Below are 26,076 nucleotides of genomic sequence, written 5' to 3'. Positions count from 1 at the left end.
TCGCCCACGGGTCGGTCGTTCGCCACAATGACACGGACCACGTCAGTAGGTTAGGCTTGCCTTACTCTCGAAGACGGCCACAACTCGACAAGGAATTCGCCCATGTCTGCTGACACCGCTGCCGCGACGTCGTTCTCGGCCCGGATCCGCGAGGCGTCGTGGTCTCGCCACCAGGGCCTCGACCCCTCCGCCGAAGCGACGCGCGAACCGGGCCTGTTCGACCGGCTCTTCGACGGAACGCTCAGTGTGGACGACTACACCCGCTGGCACGCGCAGCAGTTCTTCGTCTACGAGGCCATCGAGGCCGCGGGCGACCGCCTCGCCGACGACCCCGTCGCGAGGCCGTTCGTGTTCGCGGAACTCGCCCGGCGTCACTCGATCGAGGCGGACCTGCGGTTCCTCATGGGCCCCAAGTGGCGCTCGGGCGCCGAGCCCCTCCCCGCGACGCGCGCCTATGTGGACCGCATCACCGAGGCCGCGGCGGAGCCCGCCGGGTACGTGGCGCACGCCTACACCCGCTACCTCGGGGACCTCTCCGGCGGCCAGGCGTTCGGGAAGGCCGCGCGCCGCAACTACGGCTTCGACGGCGAGGGCGCCTCGTTCTACGACTTCACCGGGATCGGCAGCCCGAAGGCGTTCAAAGCGGAGTACCGCTCGCGCCTGGACGCGATCGACCTGGACGAGGACGCGAAGGCCCGCCTCGTCGACGAAGTGCTCCTCGCCTACGACCACAACGGCGCGGTGCTCTCCGAGCTCGGCGCGAACCTGGGCCGCAACCCCTTCGAGCCCAAGGTGGTCGCGGCGATCTGCCACCACATGAACCACGACCACGCCGCCGACACGCTCGTCATCTGCCGCGGCGCGGGCGGCCGGCCGGAGGCGCACGCGGCCCGCATGACCGGCTTCGACGGCGACGGCGCGGACTTCGCGGCGTCCGTCGGCGACGAGGAGGTGCCGCTCCGCGTCGACTGGGCCCGCCCGCTGACCGAGCGCGCGGAGGTCCGGCCCGAGATCGTGCGGCTCTTCACCGAGTCCAAGGAGCAGCTGGGCGGCTGACCTTTACCGGTCGGCGATGTCCTGATTGTCGCGACACGCCGGGCGGTGACGAATCTCCCCCGCCCGGCGCCGTCGGCGCTACCGTGTCCCGGTTGCCAAGCTCACGGACGGCCCCCCGGAGCCCGCACTCGACTGCGGCCCGCCGTCCCGTCCGATGAGTCAGTTCCGGACCCGGAGGAATCGTTGTCCGACACCGGACCGGTAGGCGCCCAAGCGATTCGGCGCCACGCCGCCCGGCCGCACCGCACGAGGGGCCAGCACCGCGCCTCGTGGGCCGCAGAACTCTCCCCGCTGCTGGCGGGGACCCAGCGCCGCTACACCGCCGTCGTCGGCTCGGCAGTGGCGGGCGCTTCCATCGTCGCGATGGCGACCGCCGCGGGGATGCCCTCGGGCGAGGACCCCGCGCCGTCGCGGGCCGTGAGCGACATCGCCGCGCTCGCCGCGGAGGCGAGCGTCCCGGAGGACGCGCTCCCCGCGAACGCGTCCGAAGGCGAGGCCGTCCCGGCCGGATCCGTTCCCGGCGAGACCGTCGCCGCGGCCGAGACCGGGCGGGTCTCGCCGGTGACCGCGCAGGACGCGCAGGTGAAGTGGCGGCCGATGCTCGACCACATCACGATCACGTCGCTGTTCGGCCAGCGCTGGGGCCGCAACCACAACGGCGTCGACTTCGACGCCGAGACCGGCGACCCGGTCTACGCGGCCTACCCGGGCACCGTGAAGCACGCGGGCTGGGAGACGGGGTTCGGGAACCTCGTCGTCATCGACCACGGCGGCGGCATCGAGACCTACTACGCGCACAACTCGAAGATCGTCGTCTCCGAGGGCCAGTGGGTCGACGGCGGCGAGCAGATCTCCGAGGCCGGGAACACCGGCCGCTCCTTCGGCTCCCACTGCCACTTCGAGGTCCACGTGGACGGGGAGCCGGTGGAGCCGCTGAACTACCTGTCGAGTGTGGGCCTGGACCTGCGCTAGAGCTTCGTCACCGGGGCCAGGCGCAGGATCACCCATTTCGGCTCGCCGTCGCCGAAGTCGATGCGCGCCTGGGCCCGCGGGCCCGAGCCTTTGAGTTCGACGACGCGGCCGAGGCCCCACTTGTCGTGCGTGACACGGTCACCCACGTCCAGAACGGGGACATCGCCGGAATTGCGCATGACGATCGGCTGCCCGAACGAGGGCGCCTTCGTCTTCACGACGCGCGGCGGCGGCGCGGACTCGGACCATTCGATGAGGTCCCCGGGGATCTCGGCGAGGAACCGGCTGGCCGCGTAGTACTGCGGCTGCCCGAAGACGTTCCGGGTCCCGGCCCGCGTCAGGTGCAGGTGCTTGCGCGCCCTGGTGAGGCCCACGTACGCGAGGCGCCGCTCCTCCTCCATGTCGCCGGGTTTGCTCATGGACCGCTCGTGCGGGAACAGGCCGTCGTCGAGCCCGGTGAGGAACACCGTGTCGAACTCCAGGCCCTTCGCGGTGTGGAGGGTCATGAGCGTGACGACCCCGCCCTCCTGCGACTCGGGGTCGGGGATCGAGTCGGCGTCGGAGACGAGCGCGACGTGCTCCAGGAACGACGGCACGTCCGCCGCCAGGTCCTGCTCGTCGTCGTCCGTCGTCCCCCGCATCACCGACTCGGTGAACTCGTGCGCCACGGCGACGAGCTCCTGGAGGTTCTCGATGCGCCCCTCGTCCTGCGGGTCCTTGGACTGCTCCAGCCCGTCGAGGTACCCGGTGTCGGCGATGAGCTTGTCGAGGACCTCTTCCGGCGGCGCGGTCTTCGCGAGTTCCGTTGCGGCGTCGATGATCTCGCAGAACCGCTTGATCCCGGGCCTGGCCCGCCCGGAGATCCCGGCGGACTCGTCGGCGCGGTGCAGCGCCTCGGGGAACGACACTTTCAGCCGTGCCGCGAGCGCCTCGACCTCCGCGACGGCCCGGTCGCCGACGCCGCGCTTGGGCGTGTTCACCACGCGCATCGCCGAGACCGTGTCGTCGGGGTTCGCCGTGAGCTTGAGGTACGCGAGCATGTCGCGGACCTCTTTGCGCTCGTAGAAGCGGACGCCGCCGACGACCTTGTACGGGATGCCGCGGCGCACGAACACTTCTTCGAACGCGCGGGACTGGGCGTTGGTGCGGTAGAAGATCGCGGTGTCGCCGAAGCTGGTGTCCCCGGCGTCGACGAGCTCGTCGATGCGCCCGGCGACCCATGCGGCCTCGTCGTGCTCGTTGTCCCCGGTGTGCCCGAGGATGCGGCCGCCGGGGCCCTCGTCGCTCCACAGGCGCTTCTCGCGGCCGCGCTCGGTGTTGTTGCGGATGACGCCGTTGGCGGCGTCGAGGATCGTCTGCGTGGACCGGTAGTTCTGCTCCAGCAGGATCGTCTTCGCGTCGGGGAAGTCCCGCTCGAACTCGATGATGTTGCGGATCGTGGCGCCGCGGAACGCGTAGATCGACTGGTCGGCGTCGCCGACCACGCACAGCTCGGCCCGGTCGTCGCCGGTGCCGACGAGTTCGCGCACGAGCGTGTACTGGGCGTGGTTGGTGTCCTGGTACTCGTCGACCATGACGTGGCGGAAGCGCATCCGGTAGGACTTCGCGACGTCGGGGAACGCCCGGAACAGGTGCACGGTGGACCCGATGATGTCGTCGAAGTCGACGGCCTGCGCGAGGCGCAGCCGCTCGTCGTACTGCGAGTAGACGTCGGCGACGAGCTTCGCGCGGGCGTCGTCGGCGCTGGACGCGGCCTGGTCGGGGCCGACGAGCTCGTTCTTGAGCCGGGAGATCTCGGCGGCGAGCCAGCGCGGCGAGTGCTTCTTGGAGTCGAGGCCGAGGTCCTTGACGATCTGGGTGAGCAGCCGCCGGGCGTCGTCGGTGTCGTAGATCGTGAAGGACTGCTTCCAGCCGAGCCGGTGGGCTTCGCGGCGGAGGATGCGCAGGCACGCGGAGTGGAACGTGAGGACCCACATGGCCCGCGAGCGCGGCCCGATGAGGCCGTCGACGCGTTCGCGCATCTCGGCGGCGGCCTTGTTCGTGAAGGTGATCGCGAGGATCTCGCCCGGGTGGACGCCCCGCTCCCCCAGGAGGTAGGCGATGCGGTGGGTGAGGACGCGGGTCTTGCCCGAGCCCGCGCCCGCCACGATGAGCAGCGGCGATCCGGCGTGCTCGACGGCTTGGCGTTGCGGTTCGTTGAGGCCGGTCAGGAGGTCGTTCATCGCTGCCAATTATGCCGCGCCGGGTACGACACTCGACCGGCGCGGCGTCACCCTTTAGAGCGGTCCGCGGCCGGCTCGCAGGACCAGCATCGCGATCTGGACGCCGTCCTCGCCGAGGGCCGTGCGGTACTTCTCCAGGATGGCGCGCTCGCGGTCGAGGACGAGGCGGGTGCCGCCGTTGGCCATGCGGATCTCGCCGATGCGCTTCGAGACGGCGGCGCGGCGCTGCCAGAGGCGGATGAGCTCGTCGTCGAGCCCGTTGATCTCCTTGCGGAGGCTGTCGAGCTCGTCGGTGGTGACTTCGGTCGTGGCGGCCATCAGGGCTTCTCCTTGCGAACGGATGCGGATCGATGTCCGGGCGGTGGCCCTAGGCGACGAAAAAAGCCCCGGGCGATCCGCCCGGGGCTGTAGGTCTGAGCTCAGCGCGACCTACGGCTCGGGTGGTCCGTGCCGTAGTAAAAGTAAAATCGCGCGCTCTGAGTCACGCCGCAAGTATGCCACACGCCCGCCGGTCGGACCAGCGGGCGTGTGGCGCATAACGCAGTGTTCGCCTGGTGTTCAGGCGTGGCGTCTAGGCGTCCGAGCCCCAGTCGGCGCGGGCGGCGCGGCGGCGCATGAGCACCATCGCGATGACGCCGGCGACCAGGACCGCGCCCCCGATGGAGGCGACGGTGGTCAGGCTGGAGCCGGTGACGGGGAGCTGCGGCTTGGGCGACTCGGAGGGGGTCTCCTCGACGACGATCTCGAATTCGAGCTCGGCGGCGTACTCGGAGGAGTGCTCCTCGGCGAGGATGAGGCGCTGGCCGACGACGTCGGCGCCCTCGGCGTCGACGGGCACGAAGGTGCGCCCGGCGGGGGTGGTCCAGATGATCGAGTCGGTGACGAGCTTGACGCTGGCGGAGACCGCCTCGTCGAACTCGACGTAGAACGTCTGGCCGTCGGCGAAGGAGGTGACCTCGTCGCCGTTCTCGTCGACGACGGTGGCGCCCTCGGGCTGGCTGAAGGTCAGCTCGTCGAAGTTGGTGGAGACGGTGAAGGGGCCGACCTTGGTGCCGTCGGTGACGGCCTCGGAGTCGTCGACCTCGAAGTAGGGCTCGAAGTCGGGCTCGTCGACCGGCTCGGCGATCTCCAGGAGGTAGTCGTGCACGGCCAGGACCGCGGTGTCGACGCCGGCTTCGCCCTCAGTGGGGTCGGAGGCGTTGATCTCGAAGCCGTCGGTGAGCTCCCAGATGGCGGCCTGGGTGCCGGCGTAGGCGACCTCGTCCTGCGAGAACGGGTCGATGGTCTCGCCGTCGACGCCGGCGGCGGCGAGGAGGTCGGCGGCGTTGTTGCCGTTGTAGCCCTCCAGGAGGACGCCGAGCACGAGCGGCAGGGCGTCGGGGTTGTCGAGCTCGATCGAGTCCCAGGGGCGCTCGGCGTGGATCAGGTCGCTTTCGAGGCCCACTTCGATCTGGATGCAGTAGACGGTGCGGGCTTCGCCGTCACCGAGGTCGATGCCCATGACGACGGCCTGCGGGTTCTGGTTGCCGTGCAGGCGGATGCCGTCGGACTCGAAGACGATCGAGCCGGACGCACCCGACGGGGTGGGTTCCTCGTCCTGCGCTTGGGCTGCGGCGACACCGCTGAGGCCGAGCATGACGCCCGCCGCAGCGGCGAACGTCCCTTTCAGGGCTTTGCTCATCATTGGTAGAAGTCCCTTTGCTTTTCCGAGGGATTGACGCGTTGAATCTTCCTTCCGACACGTTAGCGGCCTCCCGCCGGTTGCATCAGGGGGCTCGAATTCCGTGACCTGGGGATCGCTTGCGGGGCAACGAAAGCGGCGCGACCTCGGAGAGGTGCGCCACTATAACGATTCGGTATCGACTCACGCTGTGCGATCAGGACGGTGACGGGGGGCGACCACCGTGGCCGGTGGTGCGCACGCGAGTGGCCGGAACCGGGGCGGATCGCTTGCCCCGGTTCCGGCCGCACCATGCGCCGGGCTGAAGGAGAGCCGAGGAGCGCGCCCGGCCGGACCGGTCGGAGATGGTCCGGATCGCTCCTGCGGCAGCGGGTCCGGCCTGGGGGACCGCCCGCGTCAGTGCCGTCTTAGTACGCCGTCGTCTTGCGGCGCTTGGCGAGCACGGTGACCGTGAGGCCGCCGATGAGCAGCGCCAGGCCCGCCGCGAACGCGACGGTGAGGCTGGTGCCGGTCTTGGGGAGCTGCGCGCCGCCGGCCTCGGAGGGCCGGTCGGTGGGCGCGTCGAGCGCGAAGCGCCACTCGGCGGGGACCTCCCCTTCGCGCGGCTGCGCGAGGATGAGCTTCTGCGAGTCGCCGGAGATGACGCGGTTCGCGGCGCCGCCCGACAGGGACGCCTCGGTGGTCGCCAGGAACACCCGGCCCACCGGCAGGTCGTATGCGGCCGTGCCGGTCACGGTGATCTCGCTGCTGCCGTCGTCGAGGGCGATCCAGAACTCCTCGCCGTCGTCGAGGGACTCCACGATGTCGCCGTTCTCCTTCTCCAGGCGGCCGCCGTCGGCTTCGAGCTCGACGGGGCCGGCGTTGGACCGCACCGTGTACGGGCCGAAGCGCCCGTCGACGTACGCGGCGTCCTCCTCGCCTTCGAGGTCCACGATGTACTCGGAGGGGTCGGGCACGCGCCCGGGCTCCTCGGTGAGGTGCTCGTAGACCGCGAGGACCGCCTCGTCCTCGCCGTTGTTGCCGCCCTTGACCGGGTTGTCCTCCAACAGGTCCCAGTCGTCGGTGAAGTGCCAGACGGCGGCCTGCGTGCCCGCGTAGGCGACCTTCAGGACCTCCTCGTCGGTCCAGTCGGGGTTCACCTCACCGCCGGCGTCCTCGATGAGGTCCTCGGCGCCGACGTTCGGGTACCCGTTGAACAGGACCCACCGCACCGCTTCGAGGTTCGCGACGCCCGACTCCTCCCAGTACCCCTCCTGGTAGGGGGACTCGGTGTCGAGCGGGGTGCGGATGTCGATGCAGTAGACGGTGTAGGTCTCCTCGGCGCCGCGCGGCGTGAGCCCGAGGACGTTGGCCCACACGTCGTACCGGTCGCCGTCGAGGCGGCCGCGCAGCTCCAGGCCCGGCTCGGCGACGGGGTCGCCGGTGATCGGCGCAGGCTCCTCCTGCGCGAAGACGGGCCCGCCGGTGAGGACGGCGGCCATGACCGCGGCGGCGGCGAGCGGAGTGCGGATCGTGTTGCGTCTCATCGTGATTCGGTCCTCCTGGGAGTGGACGTGAGGTGAGCGGCCGCGGCGCCTGTCACTGAGGGAAACGAGGCCCCCGCTCCGGCGGGCGCGGCCACTCCACCGAACGATGTGGAGAATCCTCCGAAAGTACGAGGACGAATCGGGGCAAGGGCCGCTCACGGCACTTCCGCAACACGCAAGCAGGGGCCGGAGCACCCCGCGGCGCGCTCTATAGTCGGAGTCATGCCGATCTCGAAAGCCGCCGCTCGCGGCATCACCGACGAATTCGCCCGGCGGAGGGGCCCCAAGACCGGGCTGGTCGTGGGCGCGTCCTGGGGGAACCCGGTGCTGACGGCCGCGCTCGAAGCGCTCATGCCCGCCGACCGGCTCACCGTCGTCGCCGACCGGACCTCCATTGAGGACCTCAGCGCGTCGCTGGCCGCCGAGGGCTCCTGGACCGCCGGGAACGTCACCGCCGTCGCGGACCTCAGCGAAGCCGAGCCCGCCGAGGAGGTCATGCTCGCCGAGGCCGTCACCGTCGAGGCCGAGGCGTTCATCGACCGCATCGCCCTCCTGCGCGAGAAGGTCGCCCCCGGCGGGGTCCTGTCCTTCGCCGCCACCCTCACCGCGCCCGCGCGCGAGGAGATCGCCGAACTGGTCGCCGACTACGGCATCGGCACCGACCTGATCGTCAGATCCCTCCCGCCCGTCCGCATCCACAAGCTCCGCATCGGCTCCGCGTCCAAGCACGACGGCGAGCCCCGCGCCATCGCCCCCGCCGAGGACCTCGCCCCCGCCTGGCGCGCCTCCTCCGTCGCGATCACCCCGAGCACCCACCTCGACTCCAACGGCGTCATCGCCGCCGGGCTCCTCCTCGGCACCGCCTGGGCCGCCAAGAAGATCCGGCCCTCCTCGAAGGCCTGGCTCCTGCCCGCGCTCGCCGCCGCCCCCGTCGCCGCGTTCTTCCGCGACCCTGTGCGCGAGGCCGATCTCCGCGGCGAAGACGACGAGCCCGAAGCGGTGCTCGCCGCCTCCGACGGCCGCATCATGGCCGTCGAGACCGTCGTCGACGAGCGCTTCGGCGCCGCCACCGGCGCCGCCGGGGCCGAATGGCTCCGCATCGCCGCGTACCTGTCGATCACCGACGTGCACATCAACCGCTCCCCCGTCGCGGGCGAGGTCGTCGACGTGTTCACCGAGCGCGGCGGCTACGCGAAGGTCTCCGCCCCCGAAGCCGAGCACAACGCCGCCTGCTACACCGTCGTCGCGACCCGCCGCGGCCGCGTCGTCGTCGCCCAGCGCACCGGCGCGGTCCTGCGCCGCATCGTCAACCGCACCAAACCCGGCGCGTCCCTCGCCAAGGGCGAGCGCTACGGCCTCATCCGCTTCGGCTCCCGCACCGACGTGTACCTCCCCGCCGGAGCCGCCGAAGCGGCAGTCGTCCCCGGCGACCCGGTCAGAGCAGGGGAAACGGTCATCGCGCGCTGGCGCTAAGCCTGCGCCGCGAGATTCTTCAGGTCCACGACCTGGAGCGCGTCCTCGACGGCCGCCGACAGCGGCAGGTCGTCGAGGGCCTCGGCGTCCCACCAGCGCGACTCGCTCGTCGACCCGCCCGCGGCCTCCACGACCTGCGCGGCCGACGGGTCGGGCACGGTGGCCGAGTAGATCGCGCGCACGCCGTGCCAGTCCAGCGGGTACCCCTCGGGGCCGATCGCGCGGCGGTGCCGGAACGACGTGACGTTCAGCAGCCCGCCGACCAGGGCGTCCTGCCCGGTCTCCTCGTAGATCTCCCGCGCGACCGCGGCCTCCGGGGACTCCCCGAAGTCCACGCCGCCGCCGGGCAGGTGCCAGGTCCCGCCGCCGGGGTAGCCCTCGGCGATCCGGGCCAGGAGGATGCGGCCGTCGACGTCGGCGACGACCCCGTACGCGCCGAAGCGCTGGCCGCGGCGCCTGCGGCCCTTCTTGGCCTTCGCGGGCGGGACGGGCCGGGTCTCCTGCGGGGCCTTGTCGACGCGCCCGGCGAGCCGGTCGTCGGCGAGCCCGAGGGCCGCCGACACGAACGGCGAGTGGGCCTCCCCGGCGGCGCGGGCCGGGTCGATCCACTCAGCGGCCTCACCTGCGAAATCGCCGGCGGGCCCGCTCTTGACGTCGGCGGCGTAGATGATCGCGTTCGTGTGGACGCCGCGGCGGGCGACCGCGACGGCCTCCAGGGGCCGCCCCACGGTCACCTCGTAGCCGGTGTGCTCCCCCACGAGCCGCCCGGCGGCCCGCTTCGGGGGCTCGCCGTGGTCGATGACCCCGCCCGGCAGGTGCCACGGCCCCGCATCTCTCCCCGCGCGCTTCCGGCGCGTCAGCAGGACCAGGCCGTTCTCGTCACGTACCTCCCCGTACGCAGCTATCCGGAATTGCATCCCTCAACTGTACGGCGTGTTCACGTGGCGACTACTCCCATTCGATCGTGCCCGGGGGCTTCGAGGTGACATCGAGCACGACGCGGTTGACGTCGGCGACCTCGTTGGTGATCCGGGTGGAGATCTTCGCGAGCAGCTCGTAGGGCAGGCGCGACCAGTCCGCGGTCATCGCGTCCTCGGACGAGACCGGGCGCAGCACGACCGGGTGGCCGTAGGTGCGGCCGTCGCCCTGGACGCCCACGGACCTGACGTCGGCGAGGAGCACCACCGGGAACTGCCACACGGACCGGTCGAGCCCTGCGGCGGTCAGCTCGGCGCGGGCGATCGCGTCGGCGGCCTTGAGCAGGTCGAGGCGCTCCTTCGTGACCTCACCGACAATGCGGATGCCCAGGCCGGGGCCGGGGAACGGGTGGCGCCAGATCATCGCCTCGGGCAGGCCCAGCTCCAGGCCGATCGCCCGGACCTCGTCCTTGAAGAGGGTCCGCAGCGGCTCGACCAGCGCGAACTGGAGGTCGTCGGGGAGCCCGCCGACGTTGTGGTGGCTCTTGATGTTCGCGGTGCCGGTGCCGCCTCCGGACTCGACCACGTCCGGGTACAGGGTCCCCTGCACGAGGAAGTCGACGCCCTGCTCCTCGGCGAGCCCGCGCGCCGCGGCCTCGAAGGTGCGGATGAACTCGCGGCCGATGATCTTCCGCTTCTCCTCGGGGTCCGTGACGCCCTTCAGGGCGGTGAGGAACTGCTCCGAGGCGTCCACGGTGCGCACGTCGATGCCGGTGAGCTGCGCGTAGTCCTTCTCGACCTGCTCGGCCTCGCCCGCGCGCAGCAGCCCGTGGTCCACGAACACGCACGTGAGCTGGTCGCCGACGGCCCGGTGCACGAGCGCCGCCGCGACCGAGGAGTCCACGCCGCCCGACAGCGCGCACAGGACCCGCTTGTCGCCGACCTGCGCCTTGATGGCCGCGACCTGCTCGTCGATGATCGCCGAGTTCGTCCAGTTCGGCTTGATCCCGGCGATGTCGTGCAGGAAGTGCCGGATCACGGCCTGGCCGTGCGGGGTGTGCGCGACCTCCGGGTGGTACTGGACGCCCGCGAGCCGCGACTCCAGGTTCTCGAACGCCGCCACCGGGGCGCCGCCCGTGCGCGCGACGACCTCGAAGCCCGCGGGGGCCTCGGTCACCGAGTCGCCGTGGCTCATCCACACCGACTGGTGCTCGGGCAGCCCGTCGAGGAGCTTCGACGCGCACAGCACGTCGAGCTCGGTCCCGCCGTACTCCGACAGGCCGGTCTTCGCGACCGTCCCGCCCAGGGCCTTCGCCATCGCCTGGAACCCGTAGCAGATCCCCAGCACCGGCACCCCGGCCGCGAACAGCGCCGGGTCCACCTGCGGGGCGCCCTCGGCGTACACGCTCGAAGGCCCGCCCGACAGGATGATCGCCGCGGGCTCCTTCGCGAGCATCTCCTCCGCGGGCATCGAGGACGGGACGATCTCCGAGTAGACGTGGGCCTCCCGGACGCGGCGAGCGATGAGCTGCGCGTATTGGGCCCCGAAGTCGACCACCAGCACCGTTTGTCGCATGCCACCAGCGTAACCGGTAGCGGTCCTCACACCCGTAGGCGCGGCTACCCTTTTGACGTGCTCAACAACCCGGGCGTCGACGAGTCGGTCCGCCGGGTCGGCGACGACCTGAAGTCGTGGACCCCAGGCGAGGCCGCGCCGGTGCTCGCCGTGCGCGCGGCCTGCGGGATCGCCGTCGCGATGGCCGCCGTCGCGCTCCTCGGGCACCCGGGCTGGGGGCAGGCCGCGATCATGGGCGCATGGCTCGGCGGAGTCGCGCTGCTCACGCCCGGGACGCGGACCGGGCCCTCGCTGCCGCTGCTCGTCGGCTTCGCCGGTGCCCTCGGGGTCGTCCTCGGCGCGATCGACAACCCGGCGCTGCTGGTGGCCGCCGCCGCGGTGTACGCGTTCACGCTGACGTTCACCGGCTCGGTGACGCACGTCGCGGGCGTGACGTTCACCGTCTCCGGCATCATGTTCTTCCTCGCCGAGCACATCACCGTCGGGACGACGCCGCACGTCGCCGCGATCGCGGTCCTCGCCGGCGGGACGCTCCAGGCACTCATGGCGCTGCTGCCGCCGTACTTCCGGTGGGCCGAGGACCGGCGCACCCTCGCCGAGGCGTGGCTCGCGCTCGCCGCCGAAGCGGAGGCGCTCGCCTCGAACCCGGACGCGCCCTTCGACACCGAGGCCCTCCACGAGGCCGCGCGCGAACTCGACCGGCGCCGGGTCCTGCCCGCCGCGATCCTCGACGCGCGCCGCCAGATCTACGCCGTCTCGGCCGCGATCGGCCGCACCGCCTCCGCGCGGGCCCGCGCCGACGCGCAGGACCGCGACACCGTCGCGTTCTACTCCGAGGCGCTGGAGATGGCCGCGCGGCTCCTCACCCACTTCGCGGGCCGGATCACCGCGCGCCGCCCCGCCGAGCTCGACTGGGACGACCTCCTCGCGGGCCTCTCGCAGAACCCGATGGCGACCGCGACGGGCACGATGCCCACCGAGATCGGCGGGCTCCTGCGCACCCTCCACGAGACCGGCGGGTTCGCCGAGCGCATCACCTCCGGCGGCGACTCCGTGGTCGCCGATCCCGCGCTCGCGCATGCCACTTCGACCGTGCGCCAGGCGGCCGGGCAGCTGCGCGCCCGCCTCCACCGGCACGATCCGGTCGTCCACCACGCGCTGCGCCGCGCCGGGGTCATCGCGCTCGCGATGACCATCGGCCTGCTGTGGCCCACCGGCCACGGCTACTGGATCCCCTTGACCGCGTGGCTGGTCCTGCAAGCGGACTTCTCGGGGACGCTCACCCGCGGCGTGACCCGCGCGGCCGGGACGACCGGCGGCGTCGTCCTCGCCTCGCTTCTCGGGCTCCTGATCCCGCAGGGGCAGGTGTGGATCAGCCTGACGATCCTCGTGTGCGCGCTGCTCGCGTACCTGATGCGGCCGGTGTCGATGCTCGTGTTCACCGCGGCGGTCTCGGGGTTCACGGTGTTCCAGATCGACCTCACCGGCGAGAACCCGCTGTCGGCGGCCCTCGACCGGGGCGCCTGCACGCTCGTGGGCGCGGCGCTCGCGATCGGCTTCTACGTGCTGGTCCCGACGTGGCAGACCCGGCGCCTCGGCGACCTCCTCGGGGACCTCGTGGACGCCTACCGCGACTACGCGCGCCTGGTCCTGGACCGCCAGGCCCACCCGGACGACTACGACCGCAAGACGATGCACGCCGCGATCGACCAGGTGCGGGCCCGCCGGGCCGCGCTCACGCAGGCCGCGGACCAGGCGAAGGCGGAGCCGATCGGCGGCCCGGGACCCTTGTCAGGAGACGTGCTCGGCGCGGAGGCGGCTCTGTCGCGGGCCGCTCGGGCCCTGGTCGCGGTGAACGCGACCCTCGGCCGCGAGGAGGACGCGCCGGGCCTGGGCTGCGTCGACGAGTTCGCGGACGCGCTGGACGCGGCCTACATGCGGCTGGCGGCCCTCGCGCGGAACGCGGCGCCGCCGCGCGGCGTGGACCTGAGCGACGCCACCGAGCGGCTCGACAGAGCCCTTGGCGCCATTGAGGACCGCGGGACCCGCACGCGGCGCAACGTGCTCCGCTGGGAGTCGGACAACCTCGTGGACGCCCTCGACGACGCGGCGCACGTCATGACCGGCTGGGTCGACTAGAACAGGGCCGCGCGGGCTTGGGCTATCGCGCGCTCGGCGGCTTCCTGCCGCTGCGGCGCAAGGGGTTCGAGCTCGATGAGGTCGAGCCCGACGACCTGGAGCTGGTCGGGCAGGTGCAGGTCGTTGGGGAGGCGCGGAACGGGACGGCGGGGGCGGTCCTCCGCGTCGGCGGCGAGGTCGGCGATCTCCTGCACGAGGGCGTGCATCGCGTCGGCCCGCGGAGACCAGCGAGCGGGCGACCAGTGGCGCGTGCCTTCGACGACGCGCCCGATCGCCCGCTCGATGTCGGAGCTCAAAACCGTTACTCGCCTTGGAAGTAGGACAGCAGGCGCAGCAGGTTCCAGTACAGGAAGATGAGGCCCGCGGTGAGGCCGAAGGCCCCGGCCCACGCGTACTTCTTCGGGGCGCCGTTGTTCGCCGACCACTCGATCATGTCGAAGTCGAGGATGAAGGAGAACGCGGCCCAGAGGGTGATGCCGATGGCGATGATCCACTGGAGGGCGTTCGGGTCGCCGCCCGCGGGGGCGAACAGGCCGAGGTTGACCCCGAAGAGGCCCGCGACCAGGTTGACCATGAGCAGGCCGAAGATGCCGAAGCCCGCGCCGACCATGACCTTGGTGAACACCGGCGAGTTCTTGAGGATGCGGAACTTGTAGAGCGCGAGCATCCCGAAGAACACGAGGATGGTCGCGACGAGCGCGTTCACGACGATGCCCTCGAACCGGGCCTCGAACACGGCGGAGACGCCGCCGAGGACGAAGCCCTGGCCGATCGCGTACGCGAAGGCCACGAACGGGTTCGTGACCGGCTTGAACATCGAGAAGATGATGACGCCGAGGCTGATGACCGTGCCGACGATGGAGAGCATCGAGGCGGTGCCGAGGGAGGCGCTGTCGCCGGTCTGGATGCCCTCTGCGACGAGGCCGAAGGTGACGAGCGCGGCCACGAAGGTCGCGCCGACGAGGGCGACGGTGCGGACGATGACGTTGTCGATCGTCATGGTCTGGACCTGCGGGGCCTGCGTCATCTGCCCGTAAGGCCCGTAGGCGGCACCCATGTGCTGCTGCTCGCCGTACTGGGTCTTCACCATGTTCCGTAGGGATGAGTTCCTGCTCTGGATTGCCATGACCTGCGGTCCTCCGTCGAATGTTCAGGGTGGTACCAGACTATCCGGTACGGGCTGGGAATACGAGAAGCGGCGGGGGCATTCCGCCCCCGCCGCCTGTGAATGTGCTCAGGAACTACTTGACGACCGTGATGCGACCGAGCTCGGGGGCCTCCAGCGGCGCCGCGCTGGTGCCGAACTCGGTGATGTAGTCCTCGAACGCGTCGACGTCGAGCGCCCCGAAGAGGCGGTTCTCGCCCTCGGCGAACGCGGCGAAGGAGTCGCCGCCGTCGGCGAGGAAGGAGTTGACGGTGACGCGGTAGACCTGGTCGGCGACGATCGGCTCGCCGTTGAGCGACAGCGAGTCGGCGACGATCTGGTCAGTGCCGGTCTTGGTCTTGTCCCAGGTGTAGGTGAAGCCCTCGGAGACCTGGAGGACCAGGGTCGTGGAGCGGCCTTCACTCGGGAGCTGCTGTTGCAGGGCCTGGAGGATCTGCGCGCCCGTCAGGTCGAGGGTCACCACGTAGTTCGCGAAGGGCTGCACGGTGAACACCTCCGCGTAGGTCGCCTCGCCGGGCGTCCCCTGCGCGTACAGCAGGTCGGCTCTGACGCCGCCCGGGTTCATGAACGCGATCTCCGCGCCCCCGGTCTCCGCACTGGAGGTGTCCCACAGCTGCGCGTCGGCGATGAGGCTCCCGAGCGGGAACTCCTCCGCCCTCGTGGCGCCCCGCTTGATGTCCTCGGCGATGTAGCCGACGACGCGGCCCCCGGCCTCGGCCGCGAGGGGCCCGTAATGGTCGAGGATCGCGGTCTGGTCCTCGTCGGGGTCGACGTCGCGGGTGACGACCGTGTTGGAGCCGACGACGGTGGAGCGCACGATGTCCTTGGTGCGCTTGTCGTACGTGGCGTCGATCTCGGTGAAGACGCGGCCGTAGTTGGACGCGGAGGTGACCAGGCGCGGGTTGCCGTTCGGGTCGGGCACCGAGCAGACGTACTCCTGGTGGGTGTGGCCGGTGACGAGCACGTCGACGAGCGGGGTCATGGTCTCGGCGATGTCCACGATCGGGCCGGACATGCCGGTGGCGGTGCCGTCGGCGGACTCGCAGTCGTGGCCGGTGTCCTCGGCGACGGGGACGCCGCCTTCGTGGAGGAGGACCACGATCGCGTTGACGCCCTGGCGCTTGAGCTCGCGGGCGTACTTGTTGGCGGTCTCGACCTCGTCCTTGAAGACGAGGCCCTCGATGCCGGACTTGGAGACGATGTCGCCGGTGCCTTCGAGGGTCATGCCGATGAAGCCGACCTTGACGCCGCCGCCGAAGTTCTTGACCCAGTAGGGGTCGAGGACGGGCTGCCCGGTGGTCTCGTCGACGACGTTCGCGCCGAGGTAGGGGAAGTCGGCGCCTTCGAAGTCCTCGTCGCCGTCGATGATGCGGTTGAGTTCCTCGAAGCCGTCGTCGAACTCGTGATTGCCGACGGAGGAGACCTCGACGCCCATGGCGTTGAGGGACTCGATGGTCGGCTCGTCCTGGAAGACCGCGGACATGAAGGGGCTGGCGCCGATGAGGTCGCCGGCGGCCACGGTGGTGGAGTAGCGCTCGCCTTCGCGGGCCTGCTCCAGGTGGGTGGCGAGGTACTCGGCGCCGCCGACCGGCTCGGTGTGGCCGGGCCAGGTGAGGCTGGAGGCGGCTTCGATGTTGCCGTGGAAGTCGTTGATCGCCAGCAGCTGGAGGTCGACCTCGCGGCCGTGGCCGTTGCCGTGGCCGGGCCCGAAGGACCAGCCGCCGACCGCGAGCGTGGTCGCCGCGAGGGCGAGCGCTCCTGCCGCCGCGACGGCGCGGCGTTTGAAGTTGAACATGGCTCTCCGTACGGATGGGGGGTCGATGGGCAGGGCAGACACCCCAGATCCAATCATGGGACGATTGCCCGCGAGTCAACGCAGCATAACGGCTCGGCGAAGGTGCAGCAACGTAGCACGCGGTCACCGTTCGCACACCCTCACTCCCGGGATTTGGGATTATTTGGTTTCGTTGGGCCCCAACGGTTCGTTACCGCCACGTAACCGGCTTACGTCCACTTTGCTGACGCTTGCCCCATGCGACTCGCGTTGCTACAGTCACTGCGAGAACATTTCGCATATACAGCTTGTCACTTGGTGGGGACCACCGCACCAACGTGCGGACATCGACGAGCGACACGCCCACAGGGGGGTTACCCGTTGACGACCGGCTACTTCACGACCGAACAGCATGACGCCCTCAGAGCCCGGGTGCGGGCCTTCGCCGAAAGCGAAGTGCGCCCGCACATCCCCGAAATGGAATCCACGAAGACCGTCCACACCGGGCTGTCCCGGCGCATCGCAGCGCAGGGCTGGCTCGGCGTCACCGTGCCGACCGAGTACGGCGGCATGGGCATGGGCCACTTGGCGAAGACCATCATCATCGAGGAGCTCGCCCGCGTCTCCGGCGCCATGGGCGCGATGGTCCAGGCCTCCCAGCTCGGGGTCGCCAAGATCCTCCACTTCGGATCCGATGAGCAGAAGAAGACCTGGCTCCCCAAGGTCGCCGACGGGTCCTGCCTCCCCACCATCGCCGTCACCGAGACCGCCTCGGGCGGCCACGTCCTCGGCATGCGCGCCAGGGCCGTCCGCGACGGCGACGACTACATCCTCAACGGCCACAAGGTGTTCGTCGGCAACAGCCACGTCGGCGACCTCCACGGCGTGGTCGTGCGGACCGGCCTGGGCCCCAAGGGGCTCACGGCCTTCCTCGTCGAATCGGACCGGCCCGGGTTCGCCGTCGCCCCGCAGCAGTCCACGATGGGCCTCCACGGCTTCTCCTTCGGGGAGCTGCTCTTCGAGAACTGCCGCATCCCCGCCGCCAACCGCCTCGGCGACGAGGGGGACGGCCTCGCCGTCGCCTACTCCTCGTCGATCCTCTACGGCCGGGCCAACCTCACCGCCGTCGCACTCGGCATCCACCAGGCGATCCTCGACGAGACCGTCAAGTACGCCACGGAGCGCGAGCTGTACGGCAAGCCCATCGCCGAACTCGACAACATCAAGCAGAAAATCGGGCAGATCACCTCGCGGCTCATGACCGCCCGCATCACCGCCTACCACGCCGCGCACCTGCTCGACCAGGGCGTGCCCTGCGACATCGAGCTGATGAACGCCAAGCTCGTCAACGTCGAGTCCTCGCTCGACTCGGCGCGCGAGGCCATGGAGATCCACGCCGGCATCGGCCTCACCACCGAGCGCCCCGTCGAGCGGTTCCTGCGGGACGCGTACCACATATACGCGCCGGCGGGCACCTCCGACGTGCAGCGGCTCCGATTGGCCGAGGCCGCGATGGGACGGACCAAGGGCCAGTGGTCCGAGCGCATCGCGGCCGGGACGGTCACGGCGAGGGGTTAGCGCTCACCTTCCGGAGGGATCGGCCGGATGGTGGAAGAGGAGGCGGCTTCGGCCGCCTCCTCTGCTGTTCACCCCTGAAGAGGGTTGTCGCCCCCGTACGGGTCGCGCTCGGCCTCGTTGCGCTCGCGGATGCGGTCCATCACCTTGGCGGCCATGCCCTTGATGATGTCCAGGCCCGGACGGCCCCAGTCGTGCGTCTCGGTGTCGACCACGCACACCGTCCCGAGGGTGTTGCCGTCGTCGTCGATGAGCGGCGCCCCCAGGTAGGAGCGGATGCCGATCTTGTCGACCACCGGGTTCCCCGCGAACCTCGGGTAGTCGCACACGTCGCCGAGCACGAGCGCCTTGCCGCGGACCACCACGTGCGGGCAGTACCCGTGGTCGCGGTCCATCTCGCGGCCCACCTCGACCGCCTCCCCCGCGCCCACGACGGCCTGGTTCCCGGCGGTCGCGTCCGGGGCCGCCAGCCCTGCGAAGTACTGGCGGTCCTCGTCGATGAAGTTCACCATCGCGTAGGGCGCGCCCGTGAGCTCGGTGAGCTCCTTGGCGAGCGAATCGAACTCGGGGTCCGGCAGGTCGCCGATCCCGAGTTTGCGCAGGCGTTCGACCCGTTCTTTTGCGCCCGGGTCGTCGGGCGTGATCGTGAGACGGAACTCGTTCTCGGACATGGACATTGCAGGCTCCTTTACCGGACGCTCGAAGCAGCGGCCGACATCAGGTGCTTCGTCAGAGTGACCAGCACCAAGGTTGCGGAACGTGGATCGCGTGCGTCGCAGCAGACGATCGGGATATTCGGTTTGAGGTCCAGAGCGGCCCTGACTTCGTCCGGCTCGTAGTGGAACCCGGTCTCGAACTCGTTCACCGCCACGATGAACTGCGTCCCCCGCCGCTCGAAGAAGTCGAGCGCCGGGAAGCAGTCCTCCAGGCGGCGCGTGTCCGCGAGCACCACCGCGCCGAACGCGCCGTCCGACAGCTCGTTCCACATGAACCAGAACCGGTCCTGCCCGGGGGTGCCGAACAGGTACAGGATGTGCTGCGGGTCGAGCGTGATCCGGCCGAAGTCCAGGGCGACCGTGGTGGTCGTCTTGTCCCCGACGCCCGTGAGGTCGTCGGTCCCGATCGAGGCCGTGGTGATGGTCTCCTCGGTGCTCAGCGGCTCGATCTCCGAGACCGCTCCTACGAAGGTGGTCTTGCCGACCCCGAAGCCCCCGGCGACGAGCAGCTTGATGGCGGTGGGCAGGGCTGGTTGTTGTGCGGGCGCTCGGTCAGAGTCGCCGTTGTAGGCCATTGAGGAGTGCCTCCAATACGGTTCGGTCAGTGGGATCGACGGCGGGGTCGGGGGCGTGGGCGGTGACGGCCCCGCAGTCCACGAGATCGGACAGCAGGACCTTGATGACCATGGCGGGCAGCCGCAGATGGGCCGAGACCTCCGCGACCGAGATGGGCTCCCGGCACAGGATCAGCGCCTCGGCGTGCTCGGCCTCCAGCTGCGAGGGACGCATCTGGCCGGTGGAGCGGACCAGCGACAAGAGGTCCAGCTTCGCCGTGGGTGCGGTGCGCCCGTTGCTGACGGTGTACGGCCGGACCAGCGGGCCCGCGTCCTCGTCGAGCAGTGGCCGGTGCTCGAAGTCGGCCATCAACTCACCATTTCGCCGCTCGGTCTCCGGACCGGTGTCTCCAGGTACGGCCGCACGCTCTTCACGAGGATCGACATCTCGTAGCCGAGCACCCCCGCGTCCGCCTCCCGCCCGGCCGCCACGGCCAGGACCGCGCCCTGCCCCGCGGTCGACACGAACAGCAGCGTGTCGTCCAGCTCCGCGACCACCTGCCGGACCCCTCCCTGGGACCCGAACTGGGCCCCGGCGCTGCGCGCCAGCGAGAACATCCCCGACGCGATCGCCGAGAGCTGGTCCGCCTGGTCCGTCCCCATGCCGTGGAACGCCTTCTTGATGCCGTCCGAGGACAGCAGCAGTGCGCTGCGCGTGTGCGGGACCTTCCTGATGAGGCCCGCCAGCAGCCAGCTGAGATCCGTGTGGGCGCCTGCCTCGTCGCCTGCCATTAGAACTCCTCATTCCTGTACGGAGAAGAAACGGAATCGTTGGGGATCTGCGGACTCCCGTCCGCGCGCTGCTGGCCCTGCTGGAACGCCGCCATGAGCCCGGGGTCGTGCCCCGCCTCCGACCCGCGGGCGGGGCGGCCCGGGTCGTCCCGCAGCTGCGGCGCGAGGTGCGTCTGCTTGGTGCGCTTGGGAAGCGCGGGGCGACCGTCCGGGCCGTAGCCGTTCGTCGGGGACTCGACCGCCTGCATTTCGGCGGTCACCGGCAGGGCGCCGGTGTCCACTGCGACGCTCGCAGGGGTGTACGACGGGTTCTCCTGATACGACGCCGCCTCCGCGTACACGGGCGCCGGGGCGGCGTCCATCCGCGGCTGCGGCATCGGTGCGGACCGCGGGGTCGCACCCGCCGAAGGGAGCGGACGGAGCTGGACCGACGGCAGCTGCGGCGGCGTCTGCGAACCCGGCTGGCGCACCGGCATCGCCTGCGGCGCGGCGGGAATCTCCCGCGGGGCCGCCTGCGGCGCGGGCGGCGTGTCGTCGCCGAGGAGCTCCTCGGGGACCACCAGGACCGCCTGCGTGCCGCCGAAGATGTTCGACTGCAACTGGACCGTCAGCGTGTGGCGGCGGGCCAGCGACGAGACCACGTACAGGCCGATGCGGCCGTCCGCGAGCAGCTCGTCCAGGTCGACGCGGTCCGGCGTCGCCAGCATCGTGTTGTACCGGTTCCGCTCGTGGTTCTCCATGCCCAGACCGCGGTCCTCGACCTCGACCGCGAGGCCGGTGCGCACGCGCTGGACCCGGATGAGCACCTGCGTGCCCGGGGCCGAGAACGTCGTCGCGTTCTCCACCAGCTCGGCGACCAGGTGGATGATGTCCGCGACCGCGTGGCCCTTCAGCGTGCCCTCGATGGGGCGCACCAGCTTCACGCGCGCGTACTGCTCCACCTCGGCGACCGCGGAGCGCAGCGCCTCGTAGACGTTGACCGGGCGCGACCACTGCCGGTGCGAGGTCGCCCCGCCGAGGACCGCCAGGTTCTCGGCGTGGCGGCGGATCCGCGTCGCCAGGTGGTCGACCGAGAACAGGCCCTTGAGCAGGTCCGGGTCCTCGACCTGGTTCTCCAGCTCGTCGAGCTGCTCGATCTCCCTGTGCACCAGGGATTGCAGGCGCCGAGCCAGGTTCACGAAGATGCCCACGCGGGCCTGGACGTCCACCGTGTCGATGGGACCGGAGGTGACCATCTGCGGCGGGACCTTGGCCGGGAGCTGCGGCTGCTGCTGGGGCTGCGTCGGGCGGACGCCTCTCGCGGCGACCGCTTCCGCGGCGGCGCGCAGGTGGCGGGCCTCGGAGGCGAGGAGGCGCAGGGCCTCTTCGGTGGAGGCGGCGCTGGCGCCGGGGTTGGGGAGGGGAACGGACCAGCGCTGGTCCTGCGGGAGCTCGCGCTGGAGGTCGTCCAGGATCTGCCAGACCTTGTAGTGGGTTTCCACTGTGGAGCGCCGGACGGTCTGGACCTGGCGGGTGAGATCGGCTTCGGCCTTCGAGGCGGCCGAGGACGCGAAGTACGCGACCACCGCGATCAGCACGACCGCCGAGCCGAGGACCGCCGGGACCATCCACGAAGGACGGCTCGCGGCATCGGTGGCCGCGAACACGACCGCCGCACCCGCGCCGAGGAGCGCCGCCGCCGTCAGGGGCAGCAGCGCGATGCGCATCAATCGGGGTTTGAGTTCCACCGGGGCGCCGGCGTCTTCGCCGGAGAAGCCTTGGGGCGCTGGCCCGGAGGGTTGAAACGTATGAGTTGTGGACCGAGGTGTTTCGGGCATCGCCATCCTCACGACACTGGCCTATCGGCTTCCGCGATACCGGGAAGTGACAAAGTCGTTGCAGCAGAAGGGAAGGCATTAGCCCCCACCGGCTTGCTCGACAGAATGGTATCAGCGCTCGCCTCCCTGGATAGCACGGCGGCCCTGTGCAGTCAACCTGCCGATGCATTTGGCCCCGACCGCGAAACGAGCCGTTCACAGTGGTAGTTGAGCAGCTCAGGGGTCATGCGGTTGCAGAGCGTGAGCACTTGCATAGGAGCAGTGGCGGCTCACCCGTTCGGGCGGAACGTGCAGGATGCGCGCGAATGCGAGGAACGACACCCCGGGACCGGACGGTCCCGTACCGTCCGATCCCGTTGGCCGACAAGACGAGGGCTGTGCCCGGTGCCCGAGACGGGACTTGAACCCGCAAGTCTCCCGACGGCCGGTTTTAAGCCGACTGTGTCTACCAGATTCCACCACTCGGGCCCGTATGCTGCCACGCTATCGGCTTCCAGGGGTGCCACGGGGGCTTGGATTTACGGGTATACCGCTTCTAGCTGCGGAGACGGCGAAGTGTCAGCATCCCGACACAAGACAGGATTTTTCCCGCCCGTTCGTTGGCCTCGTTCGGCATGACTGTCCACAAGGTTCAATCGGCGGCGACAGAGAGGCGAGTGTTTGCCCTTGTCAGACTTGGGCTTTGAGGTCCGCTTTGGTCGGCGCGGGCGGATCTGTTAAGTCTACTTAGCACTAACTTTCACTCGATTGGGTGATGACACCAGCCTCACTACCTGTCACAATTGAACTACCGCAACAGAAGTCACAACAGGAGAGGAGAAGATCAGATGTCCGCAGCCGTTATCGACAGAGACCGCGAAGCCTCCCTTCTCCACTCCGACATCGAATCCCTGGCTTCTCAGGCCCGCGCTCTTGAGGCCGCGGCCCTCCGGGCGGTCATCGCGTACACCTCCGCCGGTCTCCACAAGACCCGCGACGGCTTCTCCGGCATCCGCGACTGGATCATGGAGACCTACTCCTTCAATGCTTCCAGCGCCGGGCAGATGGCCTCGATTGCACGCCTCGCCCCCAAGTTCAAGCACCTGGCGGAGGCGGCCACCTCTGGCACTGCCAGCCTCGATGCCATCGCATATGCCATGCGGCGCATCGAGAGAGAAGGTCTGGCGGTTCACTGCCGGGTCCCCTATCCCGAGCCGGTCGAGTCCCCCTACTCCTCCACCCTTTGTCGGACTCCCGAGGAACTGATCCGGGAGTACTGCATCCATGCGGTCCGATCCGAACTCGCTGAGCACTTCGACCGGATCTGCGCAGAACTCTTCGACCAGCAGTCGATGCTTGACGAGATGAGCCAGCAGTCCCTTGCCTGGCTGGAAGTCAGCGAGCGTCCTGATGGCATGTGGGACTTGGACGGCCGCCTCACCGGTGACACCGGGAAGCTCCTGAGCAACGCACTCCGGACCGCGGTTCCCCCGCCCCGCCAGGACCAGGCCGACGATGACGGCCTCCTCCCCCGGGTGTCCGGTCGGAACGCTGAGGCCCTGCACCAGATGGTGGCGGCCTACGGGACTTCTCCTGACGCCCCGCGGCGGCACGGCCACACGGCCACTCTGAACCTCCTGTGCGACATCGAGACCCTTCGCGGGGCTGCGACTGGCCGCCTCCCGATCCTCGACGGCCGCCCGATCTCGGTCTCCAAGGCCCGCTTCCTCGCCTGCGAGGCCGGGATCCTCCCCTCGGTCTTCGACTTCAAGACCGGCGAAGCCCTCGAACTGGGCCGGGAGAAGCGACTCCCCAACACGGCCCTCCGCCACAAGCTGGAACTCGAACAACCCGACGGTTGCGCCTGGTCCGGTTGCCGAGCCCCGGTCAGTTGGACCGAGGCCCATCACATCACCCACTGGGCAGATGGTGGCAAAACGGACGCAGACAATCTGATCCTCCTTTGCCGATTCCATCACGGGCGCATCCACACTGGGAAGTGGGAAGTGGTGAAGACCGGTCCCGGCAAGGCAAGCATCGTTCACCTCAACGGCGTCACCGACGAGGAATGGGAAGCAGATCCCTTCAAAGACTTGCCAAATGGTCATGATTCGGGCGAATGGTCGCCAGCCTATAAACGGGAGCTGACCGACATCGCACTCTGGTACGCCCAGAAGCAGATGCAGGCCGCCATTGTCAAAGCCCGAGAGCGATTCAAAGTCCCGCCCGGCTTACTCCGGCCCTCCCGGGGAGGGCGTCGCCTCCCCGACCCGGCCTTGCCCGGGTACCCCATCGGGCCCCATGGACCAAGTCCCGGCCCCGCCCGCCCCTCCACCTCTTTGTCGCTGCCTCAAGACCTGCACCGGAATGGACTTGAAGGACTGTCGGATACCCGACTCTTTGCGGCGCTGGTCAGTTCATCCAACCCCCTTTCGGCTTCAGTTCACGCCTGGCAACCTGGAGAGCGTGAGAAATCGGAAGTGGATTTCTCACCCCTTCGGTTCTCCCGCAATGAATTCCACGCAATCAGTGAAGTTGATTTCGTTAGTGCTCATGGGATAGTGGAAATCCACCAAGTACAGCGGTTTGTGGGAGGCATCGATGACCGAGCACCGGCAGGGCGAAGACGGGCAGGATGAGGAACAGCAGGGCGAGAGCCAGATCAATTGGTTCAAGCGCAAGATGATGCACAAGTACCGGACGATGCGGGGACTCACGCAGCAGATGGTCAGCGACGGCGTCTACAAGTCCAAGGACACGATCCGCGCCTACGAGCGCGGACGGTCGCCGATCCCGGCGAGCATCATCAACAACCTCATCGATGTACTGGCGATCCCGCCGGATGTCGCCGACTACCTCAAGATCATCGCTCCGCTCAAGGGAGACGAGCCGCCCATCGAGGCGGACGGGCGATTCAACGCGCTGTACCTGTCGCTCTGCGAGCAGTACATGGGCGAGATCTTCGAGTGGGCACCGGTGTTGATCCCGGCCCCGCTCCAGACGTACTCGTACTACGACGGTCCGGCCTGTGCAGTCGACATCTTGACTACGGATGAGCGCCGGAAGTCTGGCTGGACCTTCAGGTCTGAGCGAGAGAAGGAGCTGGCCGGGCGGAACGGCGAGCCCACGATCCAGTACTTGCTCGGAGAGGCAGCGTTCTTCTTTCTCAGCAAGGAGTCTCGAAAGCTTCAGATCGAGCAGCTCGACTTCCTGAGTGCCCACGATGAGCTTCCGGGCTGGGAGATCCGAGTGCTCCCCGAACCTTGGATCAATGTCATGGGCTCGTTCAGCCACTACGGTCCCGGCGATCCTAAGAAGTTCCCGGATGCCGGGCCGGAAGTCGTGTACACGGCACTCGCGCACACGAGCTGGGTCTTCCAGGATGAAGATCGGATCGCATTCTACGATGGGTGGCGCCACGAGAAGTGGCTCCGCTCGATCCGATTCAAGGAGTACCGCGATGAATACTGGCGTAACCACCTGGCGTAAGAGCTCCCGTAGCGGCGGTTCGGGCAACGACAACAACTGTGTCGAGGTCCGGCGGTCCACGAACGCGGATTTCCATCTCAGGGACTCGAAGCTCAAGTCTGGCTCCCCGGTGTTCGCCCTGTCTGCCGACGACTTTGCCGCCCTCGCCAAGACCCTCTGAACTATCAGGTTTCCGACATTCGCGACTTAAGTCCACTCCGGAGTCGCCAGAGCTGCCAGCATGAGTCGGCAACCCTGGCACTACTCACCAGAAGGTGGACAAATGCGAAGAGTTCTTGCAGCTTCGGCGATGGCACTCATGATCGGCGCAGGATGGGCAGCCCCCGCGATGGCCGAGCAGCAGCCCGAGACCGACCGGATCGCGCCGGACACCGCAGCGGAAAGCGTCTCGTGCGCGGTGAAGTTCATGAACGACACCAAGGTCCGCGAGATCCCCTACGCCGACTCCGCAGTCCTCGGAGTGATCCCGGCCGACACCTGGGCCGACGGCGCCTGGTGCATCCCGCTCACCACAGGCGGCAAGCACACCACCTGTGCGCAGTACTCCAACATCTGGGTGGCCGTCGACGTGGACGACACCTGGGGCTTCGCCCACGTCGGCTGCATGAACGACTACTACCTGCACTAACCGCAGAGGCAGAACGGCCGGGTGG

General features: G+C 69.6%; 23 protein-coding genes and 1 tRNA gene. 9 read left to right on the top strand and 15 right to left on the bottom strand.

Going from position 1 to position 26,076, the window contains the following annotated elements:
- Positions 1-102 precede the first annotated feature (102 nt).
- A complete protein-coding gene (locus tag B0I28_RS08640) occupies positions 103-1,056 on the top strand; it encodes a biliverdin-producing heme oxygenase (protein WP_106363357.1) in 954 nt (317 codons plus the stop codon).
- A 183-nt stretch (positions 1,057-1,239) separates the two neighbouring features.
- Positions 1,240-2,028, top strand: a complete 789-nt coding sequence (locus tag B0I28_RS26855) for a M23 family metallopeptidase (RefSeq protein ID WP_219926631.1) — start codon at positions 1,240-1,242, stop codon at positions 2,026-2,028.
- Here B0I28_RS26855 and pcrA read toward each other — a convergent pair.
- From pcrA to B0I28_RS08615, 4 genes are all read right to left on the bottom strand, one after another.
- Complete coding sequence (gene pcrA / locus B0I28_RS08630; protein WP_106363356.1) at positions 2,025-4,250, bottom strand: DNA helicase PcrA; 2,226 nt, start codon at positions 4,248-4,250, stop codon at positions 2,025-2,027. The two genes, B0I28_RS26855 and pcrA, sit on opposite strands and share 4 nt — an antisense overlap.
- A gap of 54 nt (positions 4,251-4,304) precedes the next feature.
- On the bottom strand, positions 4,305-4,568 hold the full coding sequence (locus B0I28_RS08625; RefSeq protein ID WP_106363355.1) for a chorismate mutase: 264 nt from the start codon (positions 4,566-4,568) through the stop codon (positions 4,305-4,307).
- 253 nt (positions 4,569-4,821) lie between these two features.
- Complete coding sequence (locus tag B0I28_RS08620; protein ID WP_106363354.1) at positions 4,822-5,934, bottom strand: Cys-Gln thioester bond-forming surface protein; 1,113 nt, start codon at positions 5,932-5,934, stop codon at positions 4,822-4,824.
- Between the two features lie 404 nt (positions 5,935-6,338).
- A complete protein-coding gene (locus tag B0I28_RS08615; RefSeq protein ID WP_106363353.1) occupies positions 6,339-7,457 on the bottom strand; it encodes a Cys-Gln thioester bond-forming surface protein in 1,119 nt (372 codons plus the stop codon).
- 222 nt (positions 7,458-7,679) lie between these two features.
- Here B0I28_RS08615 and B0I28_RS08610 point away from each other — a divergent pair, with 222 nt between their 5' ends.
- The gene (locus B0I28_RS08610; protein WP_106363352.1) at positions 7,680-8,930 is read left to right on the top strand and encodes a phosphatidylserine decarboxylase; all 1,251 of its coding nucleotides are present in this window, start codon (positions 7,680-7,682) and stop codon (positions 8,928-8,930) included.
- Here B0I28_RS08610 and B0I28_RS08605 read toward each other — a convergent pair.
- Positions 8,927-9,847: an NUDIX hydrolase gene (locus tag B0I28_RS08605; protein WP_106363351.1), complete on the bottom strand. Its 921-nt coding sequence runs from the start codon at positions 9,845-9,847 to the stop codon at positions 8,927-8,929. The genes B0I28_RS08610 and B0I28_RS08605 overlap by 4 nt on opposite strands.
- A 31-nt stretch (positions 9,848-9,878) precedes the next feature.
- Positions 9,879-11,423 carry a glutamine-hydrolyzing GMP synthase gene (gene guaA / locus B0I28_RS08600; protein WP_106363350.1) on the bottom strand — a complete coding sequence of 515 codons (1,545 nt, stop codon included), beginning with the start codon at positions 11,421-11,423 and terminating at the stop codon, positions 9,879-9,881.
- 57 nt (positions 11,424-11,480) lie between these two features.
- On the opposite strand from guaA, the gene B0I28_RS08595 reads away from it, so the two are divergent.
- Entirely contained in the window at positions 11,481-13,562 is a 2,082-nt protein-coding gene (locus tag B0I28_RS08595) for an FUSC family protein (protein ID WP_106363349.1), read from the top strand.
- On the opposite strand, the gene B0I28_RS08590 is transcribed toward B0I28_RS08595, so the two are convergent.
- The 3 genes from B0I28_RS08590 to B0I28_RS08580 form a co-directional block, all read right to left on the bottom strand.
- Positions 13,559-13,858, bottom strand: a complete 300-nt coding sequence (locus B0I28_RS08590) for a hypothetical protein (RefSeq protein ID WP_106363348.1) — start codon at positions 13,856-13,858, stop codon at positions 13,559-13,561. The two genes, B0I28_RS08595 and B0I28_RS08590, sit on opposite strands and share 4 nt — an antisense overlap.
- 5 nt (positions 13,859-13,863) lie before the next feature.
- Positions 13,864-14,652 carry a Bax inhibitor-1/YccA family protein gene (locus tag B0I28_RS08585; protein ID WP_181245700.1) on the bottom strand — a complete coding sequence of 263 codons (789 nt, stop codon included), beginning with the start codon at positions 14,650-14,652 and terminating at the stop codon, positions 13,864-13,866.
- Between the two features lie 151 nt (positions 14,653-14,803).
- A complete protein-coding gene (locus B0I28_RS08580; protein ID WP_219926630.1) occupies positions 14,804-16,522 on the bottom strand; it encodes a bifunctional metallophosphatase/5'-nucleotidase in 1,719 nt (572 codons plus the stop codon).
- Between the two features lie 360 nt (positions 16,523-16,882).
- Between B0I28_RS08580 and B0I28_RS08575 the strand changes: the two genes are divergently transcribed.
- Positions 16,883-18,079 carry an acyl-CoA dehydrogenase family protein gene (locus tag B0I28_RS08575; protein ID WP_219926629.1) on the top strand — a complete coding sequence of 399 codons (1,197 nt, stop codon included), beginning with the start codon at positions 16,883-16,885 and terminating at the stop codon, positions 18,077-18,079.
- Between the two features lie 68 nt (positions 18,080-18,147).
- Here the strand turns inward: B0I28_RS08575 and B0I28_RS08570 are convergent, their stop codons facing one another.
- The 6 genes from B0I28_RS08570 to B0I28_RS08545 form a co-directional block, all read right to left on the bottom strand.
- Positions 18,148-18,753 carry a GAF domain-containing protein gene (locus B0I28_RS08570; protein ID WP_106363345.1) on the bottom strand — a complete coding sequence of 202 codons (606 nt, stop codon included), beginning with the start codon at positions 18,751-18,753 and terminating at the stop codon, positions 18,148-18,150.
- A gap of 11 nt (positions 18,754-18,764) precedes the next feature.
- Entirely contained in the window at positions 18,765-19,367 is a 603-nt protein-coding gene (locus B0I28_RS08565) for a GTP-binding protein (RefSeq protein WP_106363344.1), read from the bottom strand.
- Positions 19,345-19,716: a DUF742 domain-containing protein gene (locus tag B0I28_RS08560; RefSeq protein ID WP_106363343.1), complete on the bottom strand. Its 372-nt coding sequence runs from the start codon at positions 19,714-19,716 to the stop codon at positions 19,345-19,347. Before B0I28_RS08560 ends, B0I28_RS08565 begins: the two co-directional genes overlap by 23 nt.
- Positions 19,716-20,138, bottom strand: coding sequence for a roadblock/LC7 domain-containing protein (locus tag B0I28_RS08555; RefSeq protein WP_106363342.1), 423 nt, complete (start codon positions 20,136-20,138; stop codon positions 19,716-19,718). The genes B0I28_RS08560 and B0I28_RS08555 overlap by 1 nt, the downstream gene beginning before the upstream one ends.
- The gene (locus B0I28_RS08550; protein ID WP_219926628.1) at positions 20,138-21,865 is read right to left on the bottom strand and encodes a sensor histidine kinase; all 1,728 of its coding nucleotides are present in this window, start codon (positions 21,863-21,865) and stop codon (positions 20,138-20,140) included. Before B0I28_RS08550 ends, B0I28_RS08555 begins: the two co-directional genes overlap by 1 nt.
- A gap of 475 nt (positions 21,866-22,340) precedes the next feature.
- Positions 22,341-22,423 (bottom strand) — tRNA-Leu (locus tag B0I28_RS08545).
- Between the two features lie 359 nt (positions 22,424-22,782).
- On the opposite strand from B0I28_RS08545, the gene B0I28_RS08540 reads away from it, so the two are divergent.
- The 4 genes from B0I28_RS08540 to B0I28_RS08525 all read left to right on the top strand — a co-directional run bounded on the left by B0I28_RS08540 (position 22,783) and on the right by B0I28_RS08525 (position 26,051).
- Positions 22,783-24,573, top strand: a complete 1,791-nt coding sequence (locus B0I28_RS08540; protein ID WP_106363341.1) for an HNH endonuclease signature motif containing protein — start codon at positions 22,783-22,785, stop codon at positions 24,571-24,573.
- A complete protein-coding gene (locus B0I28_RS08535; protein ID WP_106363340.1) occupies positions 24,536-25,423 on the top strand; it encodes a Scr1 family TA system antitoxin-like transcriptional regulator in 888 nt (295 codons plus the stop codon). Before B0I28_RS08540 ends, B0I28_RS08535 begins: the two co-directional genes overlap by 38 nt.
- Positions 25,317-25,583, top strand: coding sequence for a DUF397 domain-containing protein (locus B0I28_RS08530; RefSeq protein ID WP_342761194.1), 267 nt, complete (start codon positions 25,317-25,319; stop codon positions 25,581-25,583). Before B0I28_RS08535 ends, B0I28_RS08530 begins: the two co-directional genes overlap by 107 nt.
- 129 nt (positions 25,584-25,712) lie before the next feature.
- Positions 25,713-26,051, top strand: coding sequence for a hypothetical protein (locus B0I28_RS08525; protein WP_146148017.1), 339 nt, complete (start codon positions 25,713-25,715; stop codon positions 26,049-26,051).
- The last annotated feature ends 25 nt before the right edge of the window (positions 26,052-26,076 follow it).

The sequence above is a fragment of the Glycomyces artemisiae genome (assembly GCF_003002955.1).
Taxonomy (GTDB): domain Bacteria; phylum Actinomycetota; class Actinomycetes; order Mycobacteriales; family Micromonosporaceae; genus Glycomyces; species Glycomyces artemisiae.
Note: the sequence above shows the minus strand (reverse complement) of the source record. Positions and strands in the feature narration are given on the sequence as shown.

Excerpts from the sequence above, each read along its gene's own strand:
- B0I28_RS08640 (WP_106363357.1), top strand. The coding sequence starts at position 103 with ATGTCTGCTGACACCGCTGCCGCGACGTCGTTCTCGGCCCGGATCCGC.
- pcrA (WP_106363356.1), bottom strand. The coding sequence starts at position 4,250 with ATGAACGACCTCCTGACCGGCCTCAACGAACCGCAACGCCAAGCCGTC.
- B0I28_RS08625 (WP_106363355.1), bottom strand. The coding sequence starts at position 4,568 with ATGGCCGCCACGACCGAAGTCACCACCGACGAGCTCGACAGCCTCCGC.
- B0I28_RS08620 (WP_106363354.1), bottom strand. The coding sequence starts at position 5,934 with ATGATGAGCAAAGCCCTGAAAGGGACGTTCGCCGCTGCGGCGGGCGTC.
- B0I28_RS08615 (WP_106363353.1), bottom strand. The coding sequence starts at position 7,457 with ATGAGACGCAACACGATCCGCACTCCGCTCGCCGCCGCCGCGGTCATG.
- B0I28_RS08610 (WP_106363352.1), top strand. The coding sequence starts at position 7,680 with ATGCCGATCTCGAAAGCCGCCGCTCGCGGCATCACCGACGAATTCGCC.
- B0I28_RS08605 (WP_106363351.1), bottom strand. The coding sequence starts at position 9,847 with ATGCAATTCCGGATAGCTGCGTACGGGGAGGTACGTGACGAGAACGGC.
- guaA (WP_106363350.1), bottom strand. The coding sequence starts at position 11,423 with ATGCGACAAACGGTGCTGGTGGTCGACTTCGGGGCCCAATACGCGCAG.
- B0I28_RS08585 (WP_181245700.1), bottom strand. The coding sequence starts at position 14,652 with ATGGTGAAGACCCAGTACGGCGAGCAGCAGCACATGGGTGCCGCCTAC.
- B0I28_RS08580 (WP_219926630.1), bottom strand. The coding sequence starts at position 16,522 with ATGTTCAACTTCAAACGCCGCGCCGTCGCGGCGGCAGGAGCGCTCGCC.
- B0I28_RS08570 (WP_106363345.1), bottom strand. The coding sequence starts at position 18,753 with ATGTCCATGTCCGAGAACGAGTTCCGTCTCACGATCACGCCCGACGAC.
- B0I28_RS08565 (WP_106363344.1), bottom strand. The coding sequence starts at position 19,367 with ATGGCCTACAACGGCGACTCTGACCGAGCGCCCGCACAACAACCAGCC.
- B0I28_RS08560 (WP_106363343.1), bottom strand. The coding sequence starts at position 19,716 with ATGGCCGACTTCGAGCACCGGCCACTGCTCGACGAGGACGCGGGCCCG.
- B0I28_RS08555 (WP_106363342.1), bottom strand. The coding sequence starts at position 20,138 with ATGGCAGGCGACGAGGCAGGCGCCCACACGGATCTCAGCTGGCTGCTG.
- B0I28_RS08540 (WP_106363341.1), top strand. The coding sequence starts at position 22,783 with ATGTCCGCAGCCGTTATCGACAGAGACCGCGAAGCCTCCCTTCTCCAC.
- B0I28_RS08535 (WP_106363340.1), top strand. The coding sequence starts at position 24,536 with ATGACCGAGCACCGGCAGGGCGAAGACGGGCAGGATGAGGAACAGCAG.
- B0I28_RS08530 (WP_342761194.1), top strand. The coding sequence starts at position 25,317 with ATGAAGATCGGATCGCATTCTACGATGGGTGGCGCCACGAGAAGTGGC.
- B0I28_RS08525 (WP_146148017.1), top strand. The coding sequence starts at position 25,713 with ATGGCACTCATGATCGGCGCAGGATGGGCAGCCCCCGCGATGGCCGAG.